Source organism: Paracidovorax anthurii, from assembly GCF_003269065.1.
In the GTDB taxonomy this organism is placed as follows: domain Bacteria; phylum Pseudomonadota; class Gammaproteobacteria; order Burkholderiales; family Burkholderiaceae_C; genus Paracidovorax; species Paracidovorax anthurii.
Map to the genome: position 1 here is coordinate 91,967 of NZ_QLTA01000008.1, position 23,443 is coordinate 115,409.

Annotated in this window: 34 protein-coding genes and 1 tRNA gene; 21 read left to right on the top strand and 14 right to left on the bottom strand. The window is 62.9% G+C overall.

The window, feature by feature from the left end:
• Positions 1–53: 53 nt before the first annotated feature.
• Together AX018_RS06110 and AX018_RS06115 are read left to right on the top strand one after the other, a co-directional pair.
• Entirely contained in the window at positions 54–1,976 is a 1,923-nt protein-coding gene (locus tag AX018_RS06110) for a SurA N-terminal domain-containing protein (RefSeq protein WP_111876411.1), read from the top strand.
• 49 nt (positions 1,977–2,025) lie between these two features.
• Positions 2,026–2,101: transfer RNA gene (locus tag AX018_RS06115), tRNA-His, on the top strand.
• A 73-nt stretch (positions 2,102–2,174) separates the two neighbouring features.
• Here the strand turns inward: AX018_RS06115 and AX018_RS25415 are convergent.
• The 8 genes from AX018_RS25415 to AX018_RS06150 form a co-directional block, all read right to left on the bottom strand.
• Positions 2,175–3,194, bottom strand: a complete 1,020-nt coding sequence (locus AX018_RS25415; protein ID WP_245951456.1) for a tyrosine-type recombinase/integrase — start codon at positions 3,192–3,194, stop codon at positions 2,175–2,177.
• A gap of 54 nt (positions 3,195–3,248) precedes the next feature.
• Positions 3,249–3,491, bottom strand: a complete 243-nt coding sequence (locus AX018_RS06125) for a DUF4224 domain-containing protein (protein ID WP_111876413.1) — start codon at positions 3,489–3,491, stop codon at positions 3,249–3,251.
• Positions 3,488–3,736 carry a hypothetical protein gene (locus AX018_RS06130; protein WP_146749229.1) on the bottom strand — a complete coding sequence of 83 codons (249 nt, stop codon included), beginning with the start codon at positions 3,734–3,736 and terminating at the stop codon, positions 3,488–3,490. Before AX018_RS06130 ends, AX018_RS06125 begins: the two co-directional genes overlap by 4 nt.
• Positions 3,733–4,125: a hypothetical protein gene (locus tag AX018_RS24645; protein WP_146749230.1), complete on the bottom strand. Its 393-nt coding sequence runs from the start codon at positions 4,123–4,125 to the stop codon at positions 3,733–3,735. The genes AX018_RS06130 and AX018_RS24645 overlap by 4 nt, the downstream gene beginning before the upstream one ends.
• On the bottom strand, positions 4,122–4,700 hold the full coding sequence (locus AX018_RS06135) for a hypothetical protein (protein ID WP_146749231.1): 579 nt from the start codon (positions 4,698–4,700) through the stop codon (positions 4,122–4,124). The genes AX018_RS24645 and AX018_RS06135 overlap by 4 nt, the downstream gene beginning before the upstream one ends.
• Positions 4,693–5,490, bottom strand: a complete 798-nt coding sequence (locus tag AX018_RS06140) for a hypothetical protein (protein WP_146749232.1) — start codon at positions 5,488–5,490, stop codon at positions 4,693–4,695. Before AX018_RS06140 ends, AX018_RS06135 begins: the two co-directional genes overlap by 8 nt.
• Complete coding sequence (locus tag AX018_RS06145; protein WP_146749233.1) at positions 5,487–6,299, bottom strand: hypothetical protein; 813 nt, start codon at positions 6,297–6,299, stop codon at positions 5,487–5,489. The genes AX018_RS06140 and AX018_RS06145 overlap by 4 nt, the downstream gene beginning before the upstream one ends.
• A gap of 195 nt (positions 6,300–6,494) precedes the next feature.
• Complete coding sequence (locus AX018_RS06150) at positions 6,495–6,683, bottom strand: Arc family DNA-binding protein (RefSeq protein ID WP_170146189.1); 189 nt, start codon at positions 6,681–6,683, stop codon at positions 6,495–6,497.
• A gap of 94 nt (positions 6,684–6,777) precedes the next feature.
• Between AX018_RS06150 and AX018_RS06155 the strand changes: the two genes are divergently transcribed.
• On the top strand, positions 6,778–7,287 hold the full coding sequence (locus tag AX018_RS06155; protein WP_111876419.1) for an Arc family DNA-binding protein: 510 nt from the start codon (positions 6,778–6,780) through the stop codon (positions 7,285–7,287).
• A 15-nt stretch (positions 7,288–7,302) separates the two neighbouring features.
• Positions 7,303–7,500, top strand: coding sequence for a hypothetical protein (locus tag AX018_RS06160; protein WP_111876420.1), 198 nt, complete (start codon positions 7,303–7,305; stop codon positions 7,498–7,500).
• A 77-nt stretch (positions 7,501–7,577) separates the two neighbouring features.
• Here the strand turns inward: AX018_RS06160 and AX018_RS06165 are convergent, their stop codons facing one another.
• The 5 genes from AX018_RS06165 to AX018_RS06185 all read right to left on the bottom strand — a co-directional run bounded on the left by AX018_RS06165 (position 7,578) and on the right by AX018_RS06185 (position 9,841).
• Positions 7,578–8,183, bottom strand: coding sequence for a hypothetical protein (locus tag AX018_RS06165; protein WP_111876421.1), 606 nt, complete (start codon positions 8,181–8,183; stop codon positions 7,578–7,580).
• 23 nt (positions 8,184–8,206) lie between these two features.
• Positions 8,207–8,392 carry a hypothetical protein gene (locus AX018_RS06170; RefSeq protein WP_111876422.1) on the bottom strand — a complete coding sequence of 62 codons (186 nt, stop codon included), beginning with the start codon at positions 8,390–8,392 and terminating at the stop codon, positions 8,207–8,209.
• Positions 8,389–8,628 carry a hypothetical protein gene (locus AX018_RS06175; RefSeq protein WP_111876423.1) on the bottom strand — a complete coding sequence of 80 codons (240 nt, stop codon included), beginning with the start codon at positions 8,626–8,628 and terminating at the stop codon, positions 8,389–8,391. Before AX018_RS06175 ends, AX018_RS06170 begins: the two co-directional genes overlap by 4 nt.
• Positions 8,625–9,047, bottom strand: coding sequence for a hypothetical protein (locus AX018_RS06180; RefSeq protein ID WP_111876424.1), 423 nt, complete (start codon positions 9,045–9,047; stop codon positions 8,625–8,627). The genes AX018_RS06175 and AX018_RS06180 overlap by 4 nt, the downstream gene beginning before the upstream one ends.
• A gap of 110 nt (positions 9,048–9,157) precedes the next feature.
• On the bottom strand, positions 9,158–9,841 hold the full coding sequence (locus AX018_RS06185; protein ID WP_111876425.1) for a LexA family protein: 684 nt from the start codon (positions 9,839–9,841) through the stop codon (positions 9,158–9,160).
• A 340-nt stretch (positions 9,842–10,181) separates the two neighbouring features.
• Here AX018_RS06185 and AX018_RS06195 point away from each other — a divergent pair, with 340 nt between their 5' ends.
• Positions 10,182–10,676 (top strand): hypothetical protein, encoded by a 495-nt coding sequence (locus AX018_RS06195; protein WP_111876427.1) that lies wholly within the window; start codon positions 10,182–10,184, stop codon positions 10,674–10,676.
• 91 nt (positions 10,677–10,767) lie between these two features.
• Here AX018_RS06195 and AX018_RS06200 read toward each other — a convergent pair whose 3' ends face one another.
• Positions 10,768–11,004 carry a hypothetical protein gene (locus AX018_RS06200; RefSeq protein WP_111876428.1) on the bottom strand — a complete coding sequence of 79 codons (237 nt, stop codon included), beginning with the start codon at positions 11,002–11,004 and terminating at the stop codon, positions 10,768–10,770.
• Positions 11,005–11,079: 75 nt separating this feature from the next.
• On the opposite strand from AX018_RS06200, the gene AX018_RS06205 reads away from it, so the two are divergent.
• The 16 genes from AX018_RS06205 to AX018_RS06270 all read left to right on the top strand — a co-directional run bounded on the left by AX018_RS06205 (position 11,080) and on the right by AX018_RS06270 (position 23,429).
• Complete coding sequence (locus AX018_RS06205) at positions 11,080–11,502, top strand: hypothetical protein (protein ID WP_146749234.1); 423 nt, start codon at positions 11,080–11,082, stop codon at positions 11,500–11,502.
• Entirely contained in the window at positions 11,499–11,630 is a 132-nt protein-coding gene (locus AX018_RS25895) for a hypothetical protein (RefSeq protein WP_281269537.1), read from the top strand. The genes AX018_RS06205 and AX018_RS25895 overlap by 4 nt, the downstream gene beginning before the upstream one ends.
• Positions 11,627–11,926, top strand: a complete 300-nt coding sequence (locus AX018_RS06210; RefSeq protein WP_111876430.1) for a hypothetical protein — start codon at positions 11,627–11,629, stop codon at positions 11,924–11,926. Before AX018_RS25895 ends, AX018_RS06210 begins: the two co-directional genes overlap by 4 nt.
• A gap of 201 nt (positions 11,927–12,127) precedes the next feature.
• Entirely contained in the window at positions 12,128–12,541 is a 414-nt protein-coding gene (locus AX018_RS06215) for a hypothetical protein (protein WP_146749235.1), read from the top strand.
• The gene (locus AX018_RS06220) at positions 12,531–13,082 is read left to right on the top strand and encodes a helix-turn-helix domain-containing protein (protein ID WP_111876432.1); all 552 of its coding nucleotides are present in this window, start codon (positions 12,531–12,533) and stop codon (positions 13,080–13,082) included. The genes AX018_RS06215 and AX018_RS06220 overlap by 11 nt, the downstream gene beginning before the upstream one ends.
• Positions 13,083–13,092: 10 nt before the next feature.
• Positions 13,093–13,479, top strand: a complete 387-nt coding sequence (locus AX018_RS06225; protein ID WP_491895536.1) for a phage replication initiator YdaU family protein — start codon at positions 13,093–13,095, stop codon at positions 13,477–13,479.
• Positions 13,476–15,314 carry a toprim domain-containing protein gene (locus tag AX018_RS06230; protein ID WP_111876434.1) on the top strand — a complete coding sequence of 613 codons (1,839 nt, stop codon included), beginning with the start codon at positions 13,476–13,478 and terminating at the stop codon, positions 15,312–15,314. The genes AX018_RS06225 and AX018_RS06230 overlap by 4 nt, the downstream gene beginning before the upstream one ends.
• Positions 15,307–15,606 carry a hypothetical protein gene (locus AX018_RS06235; protein WP_111876435.1) on the top strand — a complete coding sequence of 100 codons (300 nt, stop codon included), beginning with the start codon at positions 15,307–15,309 and terminating at the stop codon, positions 15,604–15,606. Before AX018_RS06230 ends, AX018_RS06235 begins: the two co-directional genes overlap by 8 nt.
• A gap of 12 nt (positions 15,607–15,618) precedes the next feature.
• Entirely contained in the window at positions 15,619–15,837 is a 219-nt protein-coding gene (locus AX018_RS06240; protein ID WP_111876436.1) for a hypothetical protein, read from the top strand.
• Positions 15,834–16,352 carry a hypothetical protein gene (locus AX018_RS06245; protein ID WP_111876437.1) on the top strand — a complete coding sequence of 173 codons (519 nt, stop codon included), beginning with the start codon at positions 15,834–15,836 and terminating at the stop codon, positions 16,350–16,352. The genes AX018_RS06240 and AX018_RS06245 overlap by 4 nt, the downstream gene beginning before the upstream one ends.
• A gap of 86 nt (positions 16,353–16,438) precedes the next feature.
• Positions 16,439–17,659 carry a hypothetical protein gene (locus AX018_RS24650; RefSeq protein ID WP_146749236.1) on the top strand — a complete coding sequence of 407 codons (1,221 nt, stop codon included), beginning with the start codon at positions 16,439–16,441 and terminating at the stop codon, positions 17,657–17,659.
• A gap of 12 nt (positions 17,660–17,671) precedes the next feature.
• On the top strand, positions 17,672–18,196 hold the full coding sequence (locus tag AX018_RS06250) for a YfbU family protein (protein WP_111876438.1): 525 nt from the start codon (positions 17,672–17,674) through the stop codon (positions 18,194–18,196).
• Positions 18,197–18,249: 53 nt separating this feature from the next.
• The gene (locus AX018_RS06255; protein WP_211322382.1) at positions 18,250–18,897 is read left to right on the top strand and encodes an Asp23/Gls24 family envelope stress response protein; all 648 of its coding nucleotides are present in this window, start codon (positions 18,250–18,252) and stop codon (positions 18,895–18,897) included.
• Complete coding sequence (locus tag AX018_RS06260) at positions 18,869–20,377, top strand: terminase (protein ID WP_146749237.1); 1,509 nt, start codon at positions 18,869–18,871, stop codon at positions 20,375–20,377. Before AX018_RS06255 ends, AX018_RS06260 begins: the two co-directional genes overlap by 29 nt.
• Before the next feature lie 2 nt (positions 20,378–20,379).
• Positions 20,380–22,500 (top strand): portal protein, encoded by a 2,121-nt coding sequence (locus tag AX018_RS06265; protein ID WP_111876463.1) that lies wholly within the window; start codon positions 20,380–20,382, stop codon positions 22,498–22,500.
• Positions 22,501–22,514: 14 nt separating this feature from the next.
• Entirely contained in the window at positions 22,515–23,429 is a 915-nt protein-coding gene (locus tag AX018_RS06270; RefSeq protein WP_111876440.1) for a hypothetical protein, read from the top strand.
• Positions 23,430–23,443 lie beyond the last annotated feature (14 nt).

Sequence of the window (23,443 nt, forward strand, 5' to 3'; positions counted from 1 at the left end):
CAAAAGGCGAACGAGAGTTCGCCTTTTCTTTTGTCGCCATTGAAAGATTGACCATGTTCGAATCCATCCGCAAGCACTCCAAGATCGTCATGGTCGCGTTGTTCTTGCTGATCATTCCGTCGTTTGTGCTGGTGGGCATCGACCGCAGCTATTTCTCCGACAAGAGCCCGGTCGTGGCACGCGTCGATGGTCACGACATCAAGCAGGACGAGTGGGACAACGCCCATCGGATGGAGACGGACCGCATCCGCGCCCAGTCGCCATCGGTGGATCCGAAGCTGCTGGATTCGGCCAGCGCGCGCTACGCAACGCTGGAGCGTCTGGTGCGTGACCGGGTGCTGCAGGCTGCCGCCGCCAAGATGCACCTCACCGCCAGCGATGCGCAACTGGCCCGCACGCTGCAGGACATTCCCGCCATCGCCGCGCTCAAGCGGCCGGACGGCTCCCTCGATGCCGATGCATACCGCGCCCTCGTGGCTGCGCAGGGGCTCACGCCCGAAGGCTTCGAGGCCAACGTGCGCCGCCAGCTTTCGATCAATCAGGTGATCGGGGGCGTCATGGGGTCCGCGTTCGCCGGCCAGTCGCAGTCCCGGCTCGCACTGGACGCGCTCTACCAGCGCCGCGAGATCCAGGTCGCCCGCTTCAATGCCGGCGACTTCACGGCCAAGGTCACGCCCTCCGATGCCGATCTCGAGGCCTACTACAAGGGCCACGAGTCGCAGTTCAGGCAGTCCGAGCAGGCCAGCGTCGAGTACGTGGTGCTGGATCTCGATGCCGTGCGTGCGGGCATCACCTTGAGCGACGACGACCTGAAGACCTACTACAAGGAAAACCTGGAGCGCCTCGCCGGCAAGGAAGAGCGCCGTGCCAGCCACATCCTGATCAACGCCACCAAGGACGCGCCTGCCGCGGAGCGCGAGAAGGCCAAGGCCCGCGCCACTGAATTGCTGGAGCAGGTGCGCAAGGCGCCTGGCACGTTCGCCGACGTGGCGCGCAAGTCCTCGCAGGACACCGGCTCGGCGCCGTCCGGTGGCGACCTGGGCTTCTTTGCCCGCGGTGCGATGGTCAAGCCGTTCGAAGATGCCGTGTTCTCGATGAAGAAGGGCGACATCAGCGACGTGGTGGAAAGCGATTTCGGCTACCACATCATCCAGCTCAACGACATCAAGACGCCCAAGCAGCCTTCTTTCGAAGAACTGCGCCCCAAGCTGGAAGCCGAGGCCCGGCAGCAGCAGGCGCAGCGCAAGTTCGCCGAATTCGCCGAGGTCTTCACCAATGGCGTGTATGAGCAGTCGGACAGCCTGCAGCCGGTGGCTGCCAAGCTGAAGCTGAAGGTGCAGACCGCCACCGGCGTCACCCGCACGCCGCGTGCGGATGCCAAGGGCCCTCTCGCGAATGCGCGTTTCCTCGAAGCCCTGTTCGCATCCGACTCCCTGGAGCACAAGCGCAATACGGAAGCCATCGAAACGGCGCCGAGCACGCTCGTCGCTGGCCGCGTGACGGCCCACACGCCCGCACAGACCCTGCCTTTCGAGCAGGTGAAGGCACGCGTGCGCGAGCTCTACGTGGCAGAGCAAGCCACCGAACTGGCCCGCAAGGAAGGCGAGTCCAAGTTGAACGCATGGAAGAGCGCACCGGCCAGCGCCTCCGGGCTGACCGCCGCCGTCACCATCTCGCGCGACAAGCCGCAGAATCTGCCGCGCCAGATCATCGATGCCGCACTGCAGGCGAATGCCGACGCACTGCCGACCCTGGTCGGCGTGGGCCTGGGGCCGCAGGGCTATGCCGTGATCAAGGTCAACCGCATCGTCGCGCGCGAAGAAGCCGACCCCACCGTCGCGCGCCAGCAGCACCAGCAATATGCCGAGGTGGCCGCTGCCGCGGAAGCCATGGCGTACTATGAACTGTTGAAGGATCGCTTCAAGGTCCAGTTCAAGGTGCCCCGTCCGGCGGCCAATGCTGCGCCGGAAAATTAAGGGGAAGGCCCTCGAAAGGGCTTTTCTCTGGTTATAATTTGAGGCTACGGTGGCTGTAGCTCAGTTGGTAGAGTCCAGGATTGTGATTCCTGTCGTCGTGGGTTCGAGTCCCATCAGCCACCCCAGATAGATAAAGCCGCTACAGCTATGAAAGTTGTAGCGGCTTTCTTATTTTATTCCCACCGTGGGAATATTCGCTCAAAGGGCCTCGCGCGGGATCTCCCTTGAGCGGTCGTACACCTGGGCTGTGACTGCTGCATTTTTGTGCATGTCGGGCAGGTGACCGCGGTCCTTCTTGTGCATCGTGGCGTAGTAGGCGCGGAGGTCGTGGAAGGTGAACCGGTCCTCCTTGGTGAGCACCTTTTCCTCGATCGCCAGAAGAACGCACCGTTGCCACAGGGTCTTGAAGCCGCGGGCCGTGTAGGCGTTGTTGTCCCTGGTAGGAAACACATAGAGGCAGTCCAGTCCCCGTTGAGCACGCAGCGCCTTCAGGCGGTCGATAAGCCTCTGAAGGTTCGGCGTGAACTTGATGACCTCGATCACCTCACCGCGCATCTTCCCGCGCTGCTTGGCGCGCTTCGTCCGAACCTCGCCAGAGCCCTCATCGACCTGTGTCCAGCACAGGTCCAGGAACTCCACTTTCCGGTTGCCGGCCAAGCTCGCGTACTCGGCGGCCATGCCGATGATTCGTCGCTGAGGCGTCTGCTTCTCCAGCCACGCCAGATAGCGGCCAAGCACGGCCGGATTGACCGCCACCGTGCGAGATTCGCTTCCGTGGGGCTCCACGCCTGTGGTGGGGTTCACTGAGCAGACGCCGAGGATGATGGCGTGGCCGAAGAGCCGAGACAGCAGGCTCTTCTCAATATCGGCCCGCCGCGGCGAGTCGGCCCGCTCCACGTGGATGTAGCGGGCGACGATGGCCGTAGTGATCTCGCCGACGTGCATATGGCCCAGCCGATCATCCAACTGCTTCCATGCGCTCTCGTAGTCGTCCCGGGTGGTCTGGGCGTATTTCTTCCACCTTGGGCTGCTGGTCTTGAAGCTCTCCCACACCCAGCGCAGCGTTCCCACGGGATCGGGGCCGCCTGGCTGGCCGTTCATGTCCAGCACCTTGCGCAGTGCGGCGGCCTTGTCCGTGCCCAGGTTCACCGGCCTTTTGCCCACCGGGTGGTAGCGGTAGGTGACGGTCTTGCCGTCCGCCCACAAGCGCGCTTCCATACGGGGCAAGAGGCCAGCGGCGCTGGCGCGGTCGCGTGTTCTTCCCATGCTGCGTTACCCAGCCGCTGCTGTCTTCCAGCGCGGCCCGTTGCTGGGCTGCGCGCTGGTGGCCAAAGCCTGCGGCGCTTGGCGGGTGGCGTAGTGGCGCTCCCACTCAGCACGAGCGACCAGCGGTCGGCCGTTGGGGCGACGGTCCACGCGCAGGCCCAGGCTGCGCAGATAGCGCACTTTTGCCGCGCTCTGGGTCAACCCGGCGCAGATGCGGTCGATCTCTTCGTCGGAGAGGTCGGGGGTCATACTGCTTCCAGAGGTGAGGGCCCCGGGCTATGCAGCCTGCGGGATTGCGCCCTGCGAATCGCGTTGACCTTGCGAAGCGCGCGTCTCGCGGCGAGGAGGCGCACTCTCTCAGCCTCGTACTGGGCGCGCTCCTCGTCATCCTTGAAGCCTTCGCGGCTCATCTCGCGCACCACGGTGGCCATCCATTCCACGGCGTGCCAAAGGGCTACGGTGTCGGCCGCGGCGAGAAATGGGGTGCTGGTCAAAGCGCGCCTCCTTCCGTGTCATCAGCCGGCACCCTGCAGAACGCCGGTGCGCCGTAGCCCATTCGGTTGCCGAACGGCAGCACGCTGCACAGCTCTACCACTCCAGGGGAGGGCGCGTGGCTGCGACGCGGCGGAAGTGGCCGGTCCTCGGGGAGAGGCGGGGGACGCTCCGGCCCTAGACAATAGGTGCCGCCGGTGTCTTTGCGCGGATGCCACTCGAGATAGTCGAAGTCGCAGGCCGTGACGAGTTGATCGTGAACGTTGCGCATGTCGGCGAAACCGACGAAGCGCGAGACGATCTCGCTTACTGTGAGTGATGCTTCCGGGTTGCGCGTGAGGTAGTCGATCACGCGAGCCGCCAGGGAGGAAGGGGCGGGGCGGTAGGTCATGGCGCCAGTTCCTCCCGCTCGGCTTCGTACAGTTGGCGGGCCATCTCCAGAAGGCGTGTGGGGCCAGGGCCGATATGATCCCCTTCCGCCTGTGCGGCGATCTCATTGGCAAACTGAGCGGCCAGAGCCTCCTGCTTCGCCGACATGGCTTCGAACCGCGGGTGCCATTCTTCCAGCGCCTGGAGGTATGCCAGTTCTTCGGTGAGCACCTGGACCTTGGCCCGTGCTTCCGCCAAGCGCTCGTAGGGAATGGAGTGCTTTCCGTCGCGGGCGAGCACACGCGGCACAGACGGGCCCGCGATCTTGACCGTGTGCGCCATCAGGTCTGCATGCGTCTGGCCCAGCGAATGGATCACGCGCTGGGTCTGCTTGCTCACGGGCGCGGCGGCCACACGCTTGATGGCATGGTGCAGGAACTGGTGTAGCAGGGCGGTATGCTGCGAGTACCAGGCCGCAACATCCACGATCTCGGGCACGTCAGCCAGGGCATCGGCTGCAGGACGGGCCCGCCGCTTCGCTGCTTCGTCCGCGAGCATGGCAGCCACCAGGCTTCTGGGTTTGGGCTGGTTAGGCATGGCCGGCCTCCTGGGCGGATTCGCAGTAGGAAGCGGCCATCTCGAGGAGCGAGGCTGCGGCATGGATCAGCACATGGTCATCGTGTTCGGCGACGAGGTACAGGATCGACAGCACGCACGCGATGTTTGCAGCGCTGTCTGTGCACGCAGTTTTTTTGGCTTTCTCCGCGTCTGCGCAGGCCTGCATCTCATCGGCCAGCCAGTCTGCAAGCCGCACCAATCCCCAGATCGGATCAGTGCCGGAGCCTTCTGCGAGCATCCGCAGCACCGCCCTGGCCTCTCCCACCTTGGACAGAGCGTCAGAGAGCCAGTCCCGTGGCCGTGCAGGCTCCGGCTCCGGCTCTGCCGCGGCGGCTGCTGTGCGCGGGTAGGTTTCCCAGCCGTCCAGAACCGTGGCGCAGTCGGTCAGCCCGACCAACGGCGCGCGAGCCTGCTCAATGAAGGCCAGACGCTCGGCGGTAAGGCAATCCCCCGGCACTTGCAGTGCGGCCTTTACCAGTGATGCAATCGTGAAGGATTCGTCCCCCGCTGGCCCATCCAGTTCGGCATCGGAACTGGTGGCCAGGCGCGCGGAAATCTCATATGCCACTCCCAGGAGTCGGTCGCTTTCTCCAGAGTAAAGGTGGGGGCAATCAGCATTAGCTGCGGCATTGAGTGCCTTCGCCAGATCTGCCAGCCACGCACGGTCTTGTTGCCGGGTCGTGGTGGCGGGGACGGCAGGTGCCGATGCCGGTGAGGTGGGGCGAGCAGCTTTTGCATCGCGGCTGGTGGGAGTAGCTACGGCGCTCATGCTGCACCCCCGTCGGTCTGGAGGCTGCTGTCGATCGCCCACTCGGCCGGGCCGCCTGCCACGTCATAGTTCACCATCTGGTCACACACCGAACCGATGAAGGCGCACAGGTATTCCGCCATCAAAAAGTCATTGCAGGCTTTCAGGTGGTTGCCAGTGCGCTCCACATCGTGTCGGGCTCCCAGCAGGAAGTCGCGGAGCGTGGATGCTTGGTTTGCGAGTTCGGAGAACACCCTCTGGGTGTCATTCACAGAGTGCCGCGCCGCTTCCGGCTCGCGCCGGATCGGTGGCCGGGGCTTTTCCTGGAAGGGCTTGGGGATCGCCGCCGGCTGAGCTGCCACGTACTTCTGGAGCGCGGTGAGCTGGTCATTGGCCGCCGTGAGCAGGCCGAAGGCCTCGGACGTGCTCGCCGCCCATCCCCGCAATGCGCCCAGTTCTACCGCGGCACGCAGGCTCTCGAACGGCCAGAGGATCGCGTCCCACATCGTGATCGAGCTCGCCCACGCATCCTCGCCGTCCTCCTGCCGGAGTATGTTGTTCACCCGGCGCGCCGCATGGCTGATCAGCTCTGTCGGCGTGTCGGTGGCTCCCCAGCCGGGAGCCGGTTCCTCGAGTTGGTCCAGGAGGCCGGCGATCTGGGTCAATGCTGTGCGGACCGGGCGCTGCCAATCTGCTGCCCCCGCCGCAGGAGAGATGGGCGCCTGCGTCGTGGGCGGCACACCGACTGCCGGCTTCTCGGCCTTGCTTTTCCGTGCCGCGGGCGTGGCTTGGGTTGCGCTCTCCGGGGAGCGCGAGATAATCGCGGTCATGGTTCGTTTCCTTGTGAGAAGGGTTTCGAGCTAAGAGGCTTGATCGGTTGGCGCCGATCGTTCTTCGGGCAAAGGCTGGCAGTTGGCGCTGCTGGCCTTTTGCTTTTCTGGAGTTCACTTTGCCCCGGTCGGCGGGGCCTCTCATGTGAGGATCGAAGGGGTCCTCACCCATGTGTGTGAAATGCGCAGTCATTGCTACGGTCCTTTCTGCTGGGATTGCTGGCTGCGCCTCCCCTTGAAGGATGCGCGCAGGCGCGCCAGGATCTCCCCGTTGTAGGTCCGCTCACCCTCTGCGGCCGCTTCGTGCAAGGCGGCGTGAAGGTCGGGCGGCAGACGCAAAGCGGTTTTCACGTAGTCCTTCTGGCTGGGTTTCTTTATTGTCATTTGTGCTTCCTTGATGGAGGCATGAAGTGATGATAGAGGCATATTTCCATGATGGAGGCAATAGCCGACTTGTGATAGGGACTATCATGGAGGCATGGCTACCAGCATCGACCAAAAGAACTTCGTCAAAACGGCGCTCCGGCTGCCGCCCGAATTGCATGCAGCTGTGCACGAGTCGGCACAGAAGAATGGGCGCAGCTACAACGCTGAATTGGTAGAGCGCATCCAGAGCTCCTTCGAGACCGCTGAACAAGCCTCTGCCGAGGCATTGATGCTGGAGATGCGACGCACACAGCTCTTGCTGCGCCGTTCGCAGGTTCAGGCTGATGCCAGTCGCGTTTTCTTTTCTGCCAGCGACGATGCGAAGAAAGAGCGCGCTTATCGCGAGGCCAATCCTGATCCTCGTGAAATTGAAGAAGCGAAGAAGGCCGAAAAGACGGCGAGGCTGAAAGCCGGACATCTCAGGCAAGAGATCATGAGTATCGATGGCCGTCTGTTGGAAATTGAGCAGCGGTTGCGAGAGCTCGGGCACACCATGGAGTTCCTCCCTGTCGAAGATCCAAGCGATCACGCAGTACGCGTCCTGAACAAGCCGAAGCTTTGAACCATTGAAACGTCTATGACCCAAGACGAAGCGAGACAACAAATCACCAGCCTGTGGATGGATTGGCTGGCGGCCAGAGAGCGCACCACTCCCTCTCAGGACATGCTGGTGTTCTACTCCCAGCTTCAGAAACAGCATCCAGAAGTGCTGTCCTTCCGAGTCGCTGGCGACAGATGGCAAACGGTGAAGAGCTGGATTCAGGATCGTTACTGATCCCAGACGTTGGCAGTCCCGACTGGCAGAGAATTCGCCCGTGACGGCTGGCTGATGCACGTCGGTGCTCATGTCGATCACACAGCTCGCCCGGCCAAGCGCTCCATCAGCGGCCGCTCGCGGTACTCGCCGAAAGCACCACCGAAAAACTCGTTCGCCTCATCGTGGATGGCTCGGTCGAACTTGGCGTTGGTGGTCATCTCGCGCATGAACGCCATGGTGTGGCACCACTTCAGCGGCTGCAGCATTGGATCTGTCGAATCCTCATTGCGCGTGCTCGCTGAGTTCTCCAGGTCCAGCACGCAGATCAGCCGGTGGCTCTTCTCGCCGTACTTGCGCACCAGGTCGGTGTCTCGATCGGCTGAATTCGTGTTGATCGCGTCAAAGATTTGTGCGCGTGTCGCTTTCAGGTCCAAGGCGGAGCACAGTGGAAGTAGGTATTGGCCGATTTCTATCTCCGCCGACGCCAGCAACAGCTCCCGTTCGTTGATATCTGCCAACTCTGCCGTCGCGCTTGCCTGCATGGCGCCGTCGGCGGCATTGTCTCGGCGGCGCTCTAAGTGGGCACGAGACCGGTGACTTGCTGCAAGTGCTCTGGTGATGCGGCGCGCCGCGTGTCGCAGAGCCACCAACTGCTTGATGAGCTGCTCACCTGTTTCGGTCCCGTTGAGCTCGAAGTTCATGTGCGTGTTTCCTCGTTGAATGATCACAACCGCTGCCGCGTGGCATGCTCGACTGCAGCGCGTCGCTCAATGTGGCGATGGCGGCGGGTGATCTGGTGGTCGCGCCAGAGAAGGCCGGCAGCCCAGGCGAGGGCGGCGGGCACGCTGGCGCCAGTGCGGCGGCGCATGGCGGTGAGGCGGAAGAGGGCGCCGAGCAGACTGGGCTTCATGAAGCGCCCTTCTGCTCGAGCTTCAGCTGAAACTCGCTGGCGATGGCCGTGGCTCGGATGAACTGCGCTGCCAGCGCGGCGATGGTCGCAGCTTGATCGGCTTGATGAACAGCGTCCGCGAGCCTTGCGCGCTCGACCATCTTTCGCGTGCCTGGAGGCATGCTGTCGAGATCGACATCGGCCCAGAGGTCTTTGCCTCCAGCGAAGGGGGAGGGAAACAGCGGGTTGGGGATCATGCTGCCGCTCCTGCAGATGCTGCAGTGTCCTGCTGCTGGGCGGAGAGCACGCCATTCATGGCGCGGCGCACCCGCAGGGCATGTTCACGGCCGAGGCTGTGGGCCAACGCCATCAGGCCGGCCTCGAGGGATTCGAGCGTGGGCCCGCCGACAGGCAGCAGTGCCGCCTGACAGCCTTCCGGCATCGGAACGGGGACAGCGGAGTAGGCCCGGCCGCACTCGGCCTGGGTATCGCACCAGTTCGCGAGCTGGCGGGCGCGCCGGGCCCATTCTTCGACGAGTCCGGCTGCGCTGCGGAGCCCGCATGCGGCGGCTGGCCAGCGGCTGGATTCAATCGCGCTCAATGCCAGCGCACAGCGGCGGGTGTGCTGGCCGGGTTCCGCCCCAAGCAGGGCGGGAAGATCTGTGGTCTGCATCATCACTCCATCTAGGCGCCATGGATTGGGGCGCGGTGGAGTGAAGTTTATAACTACGTAAACAAAATCGTCAATCTATTTATAAACTTTCGGCGATTCAACGTTGCTGGGAGTCAGGGCGCTTTCCTGTATCGGCGCTGCTCAACCATTGTGCCGATCAACAAGAGCGGCTGAACGTCTGAGGACAAGATGGGAAAGTCGTCGTTCAGAGCGGACAACTCGTAGACAACCCGGCCTTCTGCATCAAGCCTGCGAGGCCTGTATTTCCTGAGGATGGCTGGATCTGGTCCGTTGGCGGCCGCAACGTAGTCCCCTGGCGCCGGAATCACTGCGGGGTCGATGATGACCTGATCGGATGGCCTGAACTCGTTGAGCATCGAGTTGTCGCGGACCTCCATGGCAAACGCAACAGAGGACAGTGCCTGCTCGGTCAGAAGGAAAGTCATGTTCTCGTGGGGCTCGAAGGCGTCTACTAACTCAGACCACCGGGATGCTTGGGACGCGCTGATGAGGGGAATTGGCCTAGTGCCAGCCATGCCAGCGAGGATGTCCCGCGACGAATTGTGCATCGCTGTGAATTCGTGTCCTGACTCAAAGTAGTAAGGCGAGAGATCCAGCTTCAGGGCTAGGTTGGTGGCCGAACGCTCACCGAAGGCATGTTGCTCGTCGAGCAGTTGGTTGATCCGCCCTTTGGACAATCCAGCATGTCGGGCGAACTCAGCCTGGTTGCCGGAGAACGGTGGTCCATCGATGAGTGCGCGAAGGCGCTCCTTGCGGTGCTTCGTAAGAGAGTCCATGGTTTACAAGGATAGCGACGGTGGTTTACGAAAGTCTAGTCAATATGGTTAGATTGGTCTAAACTGCTGTCTATGAAACTCAAGACTTGGCTTTTGGCTGGGCGAGGCCGTACGGTCGCGCTGTCCCGGCATCTGGGCGTCAGCAAAGGCCGAGTTAGCCAAATGGCCGACTCTGGTGTGCCTCCCAAGTACATGCTTTCGGTCCGTGACTTCACTGGGGGCGAAGTCACCGTGGAGTCTCTTGTCCAGGATCGCACGCCTTCGACCTCCGACCTTCTGACTCAGCCAACAAACGGTGTCGCAGCGCTTGCACCTCCTGCCCCAACTTCCGAGGTGAGCCATGGCTGAGCAGCACGACCGGTCAGTCGATACCCGCGCTGAGGCGCTGGCGACCTTTGCCGGCTTGCAGGGCGACACGCAGATGACAAGCAGGGCAGTAAGCCTCCCCTGTGTTGATGAGAAGGACAGCCTTCTGCTTGCGGACATCGAAGCAAGGCTGACAGAGGAAATGCGGGGGCTCGCCCTGACGCTCCAGCAATTCGCTTTGCGCACGAAGGCGATACGCGAAGACATCCCCGGCAGTGCCAAGTTTTGCAAGCTCGTAACGGGCTTTCTCCCGCTCGTCGCTTTCCAGTTCGCGGACGCGATCCTGCGCTGCCCGAAAGGCTTCACGTTCGAGGACGACGGCGCTCTGTACCTCCAGCAGCTTGGTCTGGAGGTCGAGGATTTTGTCCGTGAGTTCGATCTTGAGGGCCGCAAGTTTCTCGCGGTCGCGTTCTTGGACAAGAGCGGCCGCGATGTTCTTGATCGTTCCGCCGATGGGAATGAGTTGTGACAGCTCTGAAAGCATTTTTGCCGGCCCCTCCCGGTGATGGTTGTGTAGGAACTTCCATCGTAGCCCGGGAGAGGGCGGGCGCCCATCTCCATCACAACGCACCTCGCCCGCGGCGTGCCGCTCGATCGCCCGCCATCTCCACGCGGCTGCTATGGCAGCGCACGCACAGTTCCCCACCCACCCACCCCATCAGCAGCCGGCTGGTCGACAGCACCTGCGTGCGCCGGCCTGTGTCCAAGTCTGTGTTCTGCGACAGCACGGTGCGAGTGCTGGTGTGGAAGGGCTGGCCGACGACCAGGGCGGAGGAGGGGTTGCGTGAGGTGTTCATGGAAATGAACTGTCCTTTTTTTTGCCCCGATCAACGAGACATGACGGCGCAAATGATTTGCGGAGGCTTGAACCGATGAACCAATTTGAGTTGAGTGCGCGTCCACCGATGCACGCCGTCGATCCCGCACTGATCGCCCGGCAACCGACCCTGACCAAGGCGCTGCAGCTCTGCCAGACCCTAAGCGGCCTGGACGACAAGGCATTCGTGGGCACAGGTGGCGTGGTGAAGGACGCCGCGCAATGGTCCCGAATCATGGGCTCCGGCCAGCACAACTTCCCGCAGGACCAACTGAACAAGTTCATGGACATGGCCGGGAACGAGGCGCCAATGCTGTGGCTCCTGAACTCCCGCGGCTACGACATCACTGCGCTGCGGAAGCTGGAAACCGAGACCGAGCGCGCGTTGCGCCTGGAGCGCGAACAGACAGCCAAGCTCCGCGAGCGCCTGGCCTATGCAGAAGCGATCCTTCAAGGTCGCGGGACGGTGACGGCATGACACGCCCCACGGTTGAAGAACTGCGGGCACTGCTGGCAGCCGCCCGGGCCGAGGTGGAACGGCTCGCCGCCGCGCTGGAACAGGCCGAGTGGATTCAGGAATACGAACAGGAGGCAAATCCCTCATGAGCGATCCATGGCAGAACCTCAGGGAGAGAAAGTGGATGGTGGTGGATGACCAGACGCTGCGGCTGGCTCTCCAGCCTACCGACGCTGCCACGCTGCTTCTGAGCTTCCAGCGAGACGTAGACCCGGCGCCGATGCAGCTCGTTATCGCGAAGGATGAACTGCCGTTTTTCATCGGTCAGATGCAGCACGCCCATCAACTGCTTGAGCAGCATGCGGCGCAGCAACTGGAGTTCCGGAGCGCGCTGGAGGTCGACGATCTGATCGAACGCATGAGGGGAGGCCAGAGATGGATCTGATCAAGCCGCTAGTCATTGCCTCCAGGCTCGCGCCGAGAGGGCGGTGCAGAGTGGCTGTCGCGCTGGCCGAACTGCACGACACCTCTGCAGGAGAGATCACTGCCTCGATGGCACTCATCGCCGAGCTCGCGTCCCTTTCCACGGCGCAGGCGCGCAAGCACGTGCACGCCCTTGTATGGCGGCGCGCCTGGCATCACCCCCGTGTACGCATTCGACCGAGCCTTGCTGGAGCAACTGGCCGGCCGCGCCCCTGAGCTCTTCATGCACTACGGAGAGTTGGAGCACAGCGCCGGCACCAGCGAGGGATACCAGTTCAGCTCCGGCGGCGCTCAGTTCCTCGCCTACCTGACGGGAGATCCCGGGGCTCGGCGCGTAGTGTTCTGGCGCCTGGATGGTTCGCATCGGACCAGCTATGGAGATGTGCGCCTGAAGACCCTTCTGCGGGACTACCGGGGCCGTCGGGGATGGCATTGCCATCTGGCCATAGATGGGAACGAAGAAGCACCGATCGAAACGATGGTGGGTATGACGCCTGCCGAGACCGCCGCGCTTGCGGCATGGGCCCAGGCCGCCGCACTGGGCCGGGCAGAGAGCTTGGTGATCCATGAGCTTTGACGCAATTGCCTGGGCGCTAGAGCAGCCGGTTCGTCCGTCATCTGCCAAGTTCGTGCTGGTGGCGATGGCCGACTGCGTAAACGGCGAAGGAGTGGCCGACATGGTGTGCTTCCCATCGCTTGCACATCTGGCCCGGCGAACCGCGCAGGATGAAAAAACTGTTCAAGCCAACATCCAACGGCTCCGGGAATCTGGGTTCATCACCGACACCGGAGAGCGCAGGGGGCAGACCGGCCAAGTGATTGTGTACCGCCTAAATACCCCCGAAATAGGTGCTGTTTCGGAAGCTGTAGCCAGTTTGAAAGACCCCCAAATTTCCGGTGAAAGACCCCCAAATTTGGGGTCGTTGGTCAAGCCCGAAACACCCCCAAATTTCCGGGATAACACCCCCGAATTTCCGGTGAAAGACCCCCAAATTTCCGGTGAAAGACCCCCAAATTTGGGGTACGGAACCAGTAATAGAACCAGTGATGAAGGTAGCGCGCAAGAGGTCGAGCTTCGATGCGCTGACCGTCGAGCTGCCGGAATGGCTGCCGGCTGAAGCCTGGACCATGTGGGTCAGAGACCGTGCGGATCGGAGAAAACCCGTAACCGCGGCAGGAGTGGCATTGCAGTTGCGTTCGCTGACCAAGCTGCGAGACGCAGGGGAGGACCCGGTGTTGGTGATCGAGAACGCGATCGAGCGAGGGTGGCAGGGGCTGTATGCCGGTGCAAACGGAAGCACGAGGGCTGGTGCGAAAGAAGGGAAGTCTCTGAACCACGCAAACCCGGAGTCCGCCGCCATCAAAGCCCAGCTCGCCGCTTTGCCTGCCAACTGGTTCGAGTTGGCCGGCTTCGAGACGAAGTACGACGCCAACGGGTCGGGGTGCCACTGGATGAACTACACCGAGTTCCGTGACCGTGAACGCATCGTGCCGAAGAAGGGGGTGCCGGCGTGAACGTGGCAGAGATCAAGGACCACCTGGCGCAGCGTGCGGGCGATGTGGCGCAGTACCTGTTGCCGGGCGGAAAGCGTGCTGGCAAGGAGTGGAAAGCCGGTAACGTGAGCGGTGAGGCCGGGAACAGCCTGTCCGTGTGCATCGGCGGCGCGAGGGCCGGGGTCTGGAAGGACTTCGCATCCGACGAGGGGGGCGACCTCCTGGACCTGTGGATGGCGTGCCGAGGCCTGGCGCTTACCGAGGCAATGCGGGAGGCCAAGGACTACCTGGGCATCCGCGAGGTAGCCCCGAAGCCGCCGGAACGCACCTACCGCACGCCCGAGAAACCGCGATGCAGGACGCCGAAGGACCGCGTGCACGACTGGCTCACCGGCCCGGCGCCGGACGGCCGCTGCCTGACGGCGGAAACGCTCAAGGCGTTCAAGATCGGCGAGCAGGTGGAGAACGGAAAGACCTTTGCAGTGTTCCCGTACTTCGACGAGACGGGCGAGCGGCTGCTGAACGTGAAGTACCGCAACCCGGACGCGAAGGCCGATATGCGGCAGGAAAAGGGCGCCATGCCTTGCCTGTTCGGCTGGCACCTCATCGACCCGAAGGCCCGGGCTGTCACGATCTGCGAGGGCGAGATCGACGCAATGACGCTCCACCAGATGGGCATCCCTGCGCTTTCCATCAACCAGGGTGCGGGGAACCACCAGTGGATCGAGAGCGACTGGGACCGGCTGGAGCGGTTCAGCGACATCACCATCTGCTTCGACCACGACGAGGCCGGCGACAAGGGCGCGCCGGAGGTGATGCGCCGCCTTGGCATCGAGCGCTGCAGGCGGGTGATGCTGCCCGAGAAAGACCCGAACGCCTGGCTGCAGTACGGCGCGGAAGCCTACGACTTCCGGACTGCCATCAACGAAGCGAAGTCGATGGACCCCGAGGAACTGGTCAGCGCTGACGACCGGACCGAGGCGGTGATCGCGGAGTTCTACCCGAGTGCCGACGGAAGGCGCTACCCGTCGCTCTACGTGGACAAGCACCTCGACTGGTTCGAGTTCCACGAAGGCGAGTACACGGCGTGGACCGGCTGGAACGGGCACGGCAAGAGCTTGTTCCTGGACCAGGTGCTGCTGGGCCTGATGCACCAGGGGCAGCGCGTGGTGGTGTTCTCTGGCGAGCTGACGGCGGTGCGACACCTTAAGCGCATCCACAAGCAAGCCGCGGGCCTGGACCGACCGACGCCGGCCTACCTGCGCGCCATTGGCGCGTGGCTGCGCGACAAGCTCTGGATGTTCGATGTGGTCGGCAATGCGAAGTTGGACAGGTTGCTGGAGGTGTTCGGCTACTCGGCCCGCCGGTATGGAGCCAAGCACTTCGTGGTGGACAGCCTGATGATGCTCGACGTGCCTGTCGATGGTCCTGGTGCTCTATCGGCGCAGAAGATCGCCGTGCAGAAGATCTGCGCGTTCGCCCGGGCCTACGGGGTGCATGTTCATCTGGTTGCGCACCCGCGCAAGGGCCGGGATGAGAACCTCCCCCCTACCAAGATGGACGTGGCGGGCAGCCTCGACATCATCAACGCGGCCGACAACGTGTTCACCGTGTGGCGCAACCGCAAAGACGAATCCCCGCCAGATGCTTCCGACGAGGCCGCCATGGCGAAGTGGACCGCCCAGCAGGGCGAGCCCGATGGCCGGCTGATCCTGTCGAAGTACCGCCATGGTGACTTCCAGGACTACACGCAGGCCCTGTGGTTCCACAAGGAATCCATGCAGTACCGGACGCAGCACCGCCGGTTCCCCCTTTCCTTCGTCCCGTTTTCCATTGAGGAGACTCCCCATGGCTGACCCCACGTTCAACCCGTCTGCAGACGTGCGCCCCCTCGACGCCTCGAAGACGTGGGTGCTCCTCTGGAGCCAGCAGCAAGGCATGCTGCACATCGAGACCCTGGCGGAAATGCTGGCCAAGAACGCCAAATGCTTCCGCAATGCCATTGCGTGCCAGTACATCCCCCTGGTGATCGGCAGCGAGGACATGGTGGAGCGCACCGCGGAGAGCATCCGCCCGATCGTGGCGCAACGCTTCGACGCGGCCAGCAGTGGCAATCCGCACGCGCTTCCATACGCGGCCTTGCCGTAAGAGGAGCACGCCATGGCAGCACTACCCGACCAACAAGACGCATCCCTGCGCGACCTCTTCGACGCTGCCAAGCTGGCGTGCGAGCACTGGAAAGACAGACCGGCTGCTCTCCAGGCCATGGAGCAGGAGTGCCGGGCCGTGTCTCCGCACCAGCGAGCCGAGCTGATCGAGCATTTCCAGTCGGCCTACCTCATCCCCACCATCGACGAAGCCAAGGAGTCCACTGAATGAAAACGTCAAACGAGACCAAAAAGAACCCTGGCGCCAACGGTAACCTCATCTGGCGCACCATGGAGAAACTGCGGGAAAACCGCCAGTCGATCACACGCAAGGTGCTCGGGGAACTCACCGGACTGCCCTACACAATCGTGGACGACCACACATCTCGCTGGATCGACAACGGGCGCCTGCGGCGGATTTCTGATGGCGTTTATGAATTACCAGAGGCCGTCGGTGAGCCTCGCTCTATATCCGTCACTGTGTTGCCCAATGGAACGCACGTCGTCGAGATGGGGGATGAGGAGTTGCGGGGTACGGTGGAGGAGATGGACACGCTTGGCCGGCTCCTGCAGGGCGGCGCCATGCGCTATGTTGCCCTGGGCAATCAGCATCAGGTGGGGGCAGTCGTCACGGAGGCTTACGTCCGGAACCGCCAGCTATCGGACCGCATCAGCGACTTGGAAAGAGCGTTGCGCGCAGCCCAGGCTGTGCGGAAGCAGCAGGGCGGCGATCATGTGCAGTCGTGACTCCTGATCTATGAGGCTTGCCTCCGTGTCCCTGCGGGAGCCTATTCGTGATGAGCTGTCGTAGCATTGCTGCAGAGGGAGGCAGCATGCTCAAGGTCTATCTGGACAGTCAAGACTATTCCGTTCTTTCGGGAAAGGCTCTCACGCCTGAATTGGCCCGGGTTAAGAACACGCTCCTCGGTTTTGCGGAGTCTGGACACGTCCGTTTTGTCTTTTCGAGCATCATTGTCTGTGAGGTAGCCCCGACGGGGCCGCATGCGGTGCAGTACGCGATAGAGCGAGGTGATTTGCTCACTCAGTTATGCCGACGTAACGCGTTGGTGTATCCCTTTCAACTTTTGGAACTTGAGGCGCGAGCGCTTGCTAGTCTTTCGCTCCTGTCTGCTGCGGTTGTGGCTGAAACTCAGGACTGGTTTCCCTCGTTCGAATTCGATGAGCCTACTCCGTTGTCTGAATCGTTAAGACAGTGCTTTCATTCGGATCCCATGTTTCAGGCAATGACCAGGCCCCAACGCCGTGAGGCAGAGCGCAAGCTATTTAAGAAGGGTGGTCTGCGGCCAGAGGTTCGTGATGCGATCTACTCTGCCGCGGGGCAGAATTATGTGGATGCGATTCTGGCTAAGTGGCCAATGGACCGAGCGCACGCAGACGTATTCAGGTGCTACGCCTTGGGTGAAGCGACTCAAGACGAAGCCTCGGAAGCTATGAAGGCGTCGTTGAGAGACCCGTTTCGGCTCATGCTGTGGTTTTCTGAGAATCCAGAGCTTGCAGTGCCCTTGGTAGATCTTGTCCGTCAGCCAGGCAAAAAACTAGGTGCTCAGATGCGCCAATTAGTGGATCTCACCGAGCAACTGAAAAGTTCAATTGGAGACACTGGGCCAGCTACGAGTCGTTGGCAGGAGCTACCTATGAGCACCAAGCGGGACTGGGAACGCAGAGTGAGCGAGCAAGTCCTGGGAGTCGTGCATGGGGTTGCCAGGCAATGCGATGTACAGCTCAATGCAGCCGTCAACTCGAAAGATGTCGCACAGTATTGCCCCGGCATAGATGCCGCCCTGCGCTCCATGATGTCCTCGTTATGGGATAACGTCGGTGGCTCTCGTCGTGATTTGCCGAGTGATAGCCAGTTTCCCGATGCCAGGCATGCGATGTACGCGCCCTATGTGGATATTTTCAGGGCGGATAGATTCATGGCGCCACACATCCGTAAACAGGTGCAGCACCATGGAACTTCGGTGGTGGCAAAGCTTACTGAGCTTGTTCCGGAGATCGAGCGCCGGTTGGAGAAAGCATGTGCGAATTCATAACTTGGAGCAAACATGAAGCTGTCTAGTCCCGAGAGGCTCATTTTGTCCATGCTCGCTTCTCTGCACGAGCGGCTGGACATTGAATCAGAAACTGCGAAGCTGATCTCCGAAGCGATTCATACCGACAATACCTGGGCGCTGACTTGGGCGCTCCCAGGTATTGTCGGCGAGCGCGTCGAAGAAGACCCCAAGGAAGTCACCGATGTCGTCAATTACCTAGACATGTGGAGCTTTGTTGAGGAGGGTGTCAAAGCACTGTTGCCAGAAGTCCGAACAGAGCTTGAGGCCACTGTGCAAAGACCTACGAGCTTCCCGGGCTTCGACGGAAATAACGAAGCGGAGCATCTCAGCATCGCTTACTTTCTTGTCGGCCCCTTAAAACGGTTTCAGAGTTTTGCGGGAAGAGATCTGAATTCCCATTACCCCACATTGCACCGTTATGCGGCGATGTATGCGGTCTTTGAGCCGATGAGGCAGCATCTGGGCCTTAGGCGGCCGTTGATTCGGGAAGAACTTACTCGGATCTTGTCCGTGTGATGTCCCCCGCGTAGGGTTTCGTACTTCGTACCATCCCCGGCACTCTCCGGGGCATGGCATCGGCAGAGCATCCCCCTATAGAAAAGGGCTTCCCAAACTGGGAGGCCATCGAGCGCGACTTCCGCATGGGAGTTCGCGCCGTCACCGCAATTGCCACTGAGCACGGTATCACGGAAGGTGCCATTCGCAAGCGCGCCAAGCGCGACGGCTGGGTCCGCGACCTCAATGCCAAGGTCCGCGCCAAGGCCGATGACCTGGTACGAAAAGCTGAGGTACGAGCCCAGGTACGAAGCGACCAACGGCTGACGGAGAGCCGGCAGATCGAGGTTGAGGCCACGATCCAACGTGATGCTCGCCTGGCTCAAAAGTCGGACATCAAACGCGCTCGCACCCTGTGCATGAAGCTGCTCACGGAACTGGAGCAGCAGACCGATCAGATCCCCGAACTGCACGAACTGGGCGAGTTGCTGCGCCGGCCTGATGACAAGAGCCAGGACAAGCTGGGTGACATCTACCAGGCCGTGATCAGCCTGCCGGAGCGCACCAAGACCATGAAGGCGCTGGCGGAGGCGCTGCGCATTCTGGTGGCCCTGGAGCGCGAGGCTCTCGGCATTGACGCGCACCCGGACGCTGGGGCCGGAGGCGAGAAGGACTTTCTGGAGAGGCTCTTGCATGCCCGCGCCCGCGTTGCCAACCGGTAGGGCTCGGTTGGCGCGGCCGGTGCAGGCCGAGGCGCAACTGGTGGACGACATCGGTGGGTTCTTCAACGATCCCGAGGGGTTCGTGCGCTACGTCTTCCCTTGGGGACAAGCCGGCACGCCTCTGGCGAGCGAGGATGGGCCCGACGAGTGGCAGCGCGAGGTAATGGGGGAGATTCGGCAAGCGCTGGAGCACGGCGCCGACGTGCAGACCGCTATACAGATCGCGGTCTCCAGTGGCCACGGCATTGGCAAGACCGGCCTGGTGGCCTGGATCATCCTGTGGTTCATGAGCACGCGGGATTTCCCGCAGGTGGTGGTGACCGCCAACACCAAGACCCAGCTCACCACGAAGACATGGCGCGAGCTGTCGAAGTGGCACAAGCTCAGCATCAATGAGCATTGGTTCGCCTGGTCAGCGACGAAATTCCACCATGTCCTCTATCCGGAAGTCTGGTTCGCTGCGGCTATTCCATGGACCGAGCACAACAGCGAGGCGTTCGCCGGCACCCATGAGAAGCACGTCCTGGTGATCTTCGACGAGGCCTCGGCCGTCGCGGACAAGATCTGGGAGGTGACGGAGGGTGCCATGACCACGACCGGCGCCATGTGGCTGGCCTTCGGCAACCCCACGCAGACCACCGGCCGCTTCGCCCAGTGCTTCGGCAAGTTCAAGCACCGCTGGATCACGCGCCAGGTGGACAGCCGCACGGCCAAGATGGCGAACAAGGCCCAGATCCAGAAGTGGATCGACGACTACGGCGAAGACCACGACTTTGTGCGGGTGCGGGTGCGCGGCGTCTTCCCACGGGCCGGCAGCCTGCAGTTCATCGGCCTGGACACCGTGGCCAAAGCACAGCGCCGCAAGGCCGAGGGCTACCAGCACTTCGCCAAGGTGCTGGGCGTGGACGTGGCTCGCCATGGGGATGACCAGTCCGTGTTCACCCGCCGGCAGGGCAACCACGTTTGGCCGCAGAAGAAGGTGCGTCAACCCGACCTGATGGTGCTGGCCGACCTGGTGGCCATCGAGATCCACGAGTTCAAGCCGGATGCAGTGTTCATCGACGCGACCGGGCTGGGCTGGGGCGTGATCGACCGTCTGCGCCAGATGGGCTTCGGCAAGCTGGTCTTCGCAGTGCAGGTGGGCGAGAAGGCCACCAACGATGGCCGCTACTGGAACAAACGCTCCGAGCTCTGGGACCAGGGCAAGACCTGGCTGGAAGAGGGGGGCTGCCTGCCGGCGGATCCTGAGATGGAAGCCGACCTCACTGGGCCGCAGTACGGCTACGACCGCCGCATGCGCATCGTCATCGAGAGCAAGGACGACATGAAGGCCCGGGGCCTGCCCAGCCCCGATTGCGCCGATTCGCTCCTGCTCACCTTCGCATCGCCCGTCGCCAGCACCACCGCCACGCCGGCCAAGAGCTGGCGGGACCGCCTGGGCATGGGCTCCGCCCGTTCTTGGGATCAATCAGCAGCATGAACATGAACAGCATCACCGTCATCAGCACCGGGGACGAGGCCGCACGTACCACCTGGCTGCGCTACCAGTACGGGAAGGATCGCGGGCACCTGGACTATCTGCAGCAGGCCGCACGCTGCGAGGATATGTACATGGGCGGCGGTAGGCAGTGGACCGAGGCGGCACGGGCCCAGCTTGCTCTGGAGCGACGCCCGTTCTACGAGCTGAACGGCATCAAGCCCAGCGTGAACAGCGCGGTGGGCTACCAGATCCACAACCGGTTGGACATCGCGCTGAAGCCCCGCGGCGGAGACAGCGACCTCGACACCGCCACCATCCTGTCCAAGGTGGTCATGCAGGTGGCGGACCTTTGCAATCTGCACTGGCACGAAACGCAGATGTTCAGCGACGGCGTGATCCAGCAACGCGGTTACTACGACGTGCGCATGGACTTCAATCGGAACATCCAGGGCGAGATCGAGGTGTCCACGCTTGACCCCATGGATGTGGTGCCGGACCCCGACGCGAAGAGCTATGACCCGGACGACTGGGGCGATGTGATCGTCTCGCGGTGGCTGACCCTGGACGAGATCGAGCAGCGCTATGGGAAGAAGGCGCGCAAGGCGGCCGAGGAGTCGCACGACGCCGGCCAGGACTTCGGAGACATCGACGACGAAGTGGAGCGCAGCAAATTCGCTTCGCGCGACCGGATGGGCCACTTCTTCGATGCGTGCGCGAAGAAGGAAGACGGCCTGGAGCGCTACCGCATCCTCGACCGGCAGCGGTTCGTGTACGAGCTCACGGACTGCATTGTCTGGCCGCGCACCGGTGACGTGCAGGTGGAGGAGGTGATGGCGCAGGAATCGATCCTGGATGCTCTGCAGAATGGCGCGGTGCGGGCCCGCCGCATGCAGCGGCGCGTGAAGTGGACCGTCACCACCTTCACCGCCACCCTCCACGACACGTACAGCCCGTACGAGCACTACACCGTGGTGCCGTACTTCGCGTACTTCCGCCGCGGCAAGACAGGCGGCATGGTGGATGACGCCATCGGCCCGCAGGAGATCCTGAATAAGGCCATGAGCCAGTACATCCACATCGTCAATACGGCGGCCAACAGTGGCTGGACGGTGGAGGAAAACACATTGACGAACATGACCCTGGACGAGCTCCAGGCTCGCGGCGGCCAGACGGGGTTGGTGGTTGAGTACAAGAAGGGATCCACTCCGCCGCAGAAGATCCCGCCCAACCAAGTGCCTACGGGCGTGGACCGGCTGATCGACCGGGCCGACAAGGCGCTGAAGGATGTGACCGTGCCCGATGCCATGCGCGGGCAGCAGGGGCCCGAAGTGTCGGGCGTGGCCATCCAGTCGAGGCAGTTCGCGGCGCAGCAGCAGCTCGCCGTCCCGCTCGACAACCTGAACTACACGCGCCACCTGCTGGCCGTGCGCCTGGTCAAGCTGATTCAGCGGTACTACGACAGCTATCGCATCTTCCGCATCACCGAGACTGACCCGATGACGGGCAAGCCCCAGGAGAAGGTGGTCGAGATCAACAAGTTCGACCCGGCGACCGGGCGCTATCTGAACGACGTCACCGTGGGCACCTACGACGTGGTGATCACCGAGCAGCCCATGCAGGTCACGTTCCAGAACAGCCAGTTCCAGCAGGCCATGGAGATGCGCAAGGCCGGCATTGCGATCCCAGATCCCGCCGTCCTGCGCTACAGCAACCTGGCCGACAAGCAGGAGATCCTGGCCTCCATGCAGCAGGCCGGGCAGCCGCCGGCAGATCCGACGCTGCAGGCCAAGGCCGACCTCCTGCAGGCCCAGACGCGCGAGACAGACGCCCGCACACGCAGAACCGACGCCCAAGCCACGGATGTCGCCGTGAAGACCCAGTACAGCGGCGCGCAGACGGCCCAGGTGATCGCCCAGAACCCCGCCGTGGCACCGCTCGCGGACAGCCTGCTGCGCTCTGCCAACTACAAGGACCACGACGCGGCGCCCATCGTGCCCCAGCCGGCCGGCGCGCTGCCCGCTCTGGACATGCCGCGCAACACCGATCCCCTAACGCCGTCCAGCCCCGAGCGAGGGGTGAATCGAGGCATTGAAACCCAGGCCGCCGATGGCCTGCAAACCTGAAGGAGAACCACGCTATGACGACCCAGAACGACAGCGCCCTCACCGACGACGAGTACGACGCCCTCCCGGCCGACGAGCGCAGCCGACTGCGTGGCGACGGCGAAGCGAGCCCGCCTGTCCAGGCGCCGGCCCGTGTTGCGGCTGACGCGGATGATGGCTCCTCGTCCGAAGACGGCCAAGCCGAGGACGGCAAGAACAGTCCCGGCATTCCCCGCTCGCGCCTGAACGAGGTGACGCAGCAGCGCCGTGAGGCAGAGCAGCGGGCCCAGGCCATGGAAGCGGACAACGCACGACTGCGTGCTCAACTCGCTGAGCTGGCAGCGGGCCGTGCTCCTGTTGCGCAGGCTCCGGCAGCCCCAACTGCCCCAGCATCGCCGGCCTTCGACGTGGACGAGGCCGAAGAGCAGTATGCCCAACTGCTGATGGAAGGAGACACGAAGGCGGCAGCAGCGGTTCGCCGGCAAATCAACCAAGCCATCGAGATGTCCGCCTTCAACCGCATGGCGCAGACCACCGCGTCCCAGCAGTCTCAGCAGGTTGCGATCCAGACGGTGGACGACCTGCTGGTGCAGCACCCGTGGCTGGGCACCGAGGACGGCCAGGAGGCGCTGGATCTAATCGAAGCATCGGCCTTCATGAAGGTGCAGCGGGGCGTGCCCCTTGCAGAAGCTCTGCGCGAAGCAACACAGCGCATCGCCCCGCGGTTCGCTCCCCCGGCTGGGGGTGGTCAAGGTGGGGGCCAATCTGTTGATATACGGGTTCAGAGAGCCATTGAACGTGGCGCTGCACATTCCCTGATGCAGCCCGCGAACACGGCAGCCGGCATGGGCAACCGTGCCACGCCACCGAACGTGGACACGTCGACGCTGAGCGACGACGAGTACATGGCGCTCCCGGAAGCCGAACGCCGTAAGGCGCGCGGGGACTGAGAGCCAATCCGACC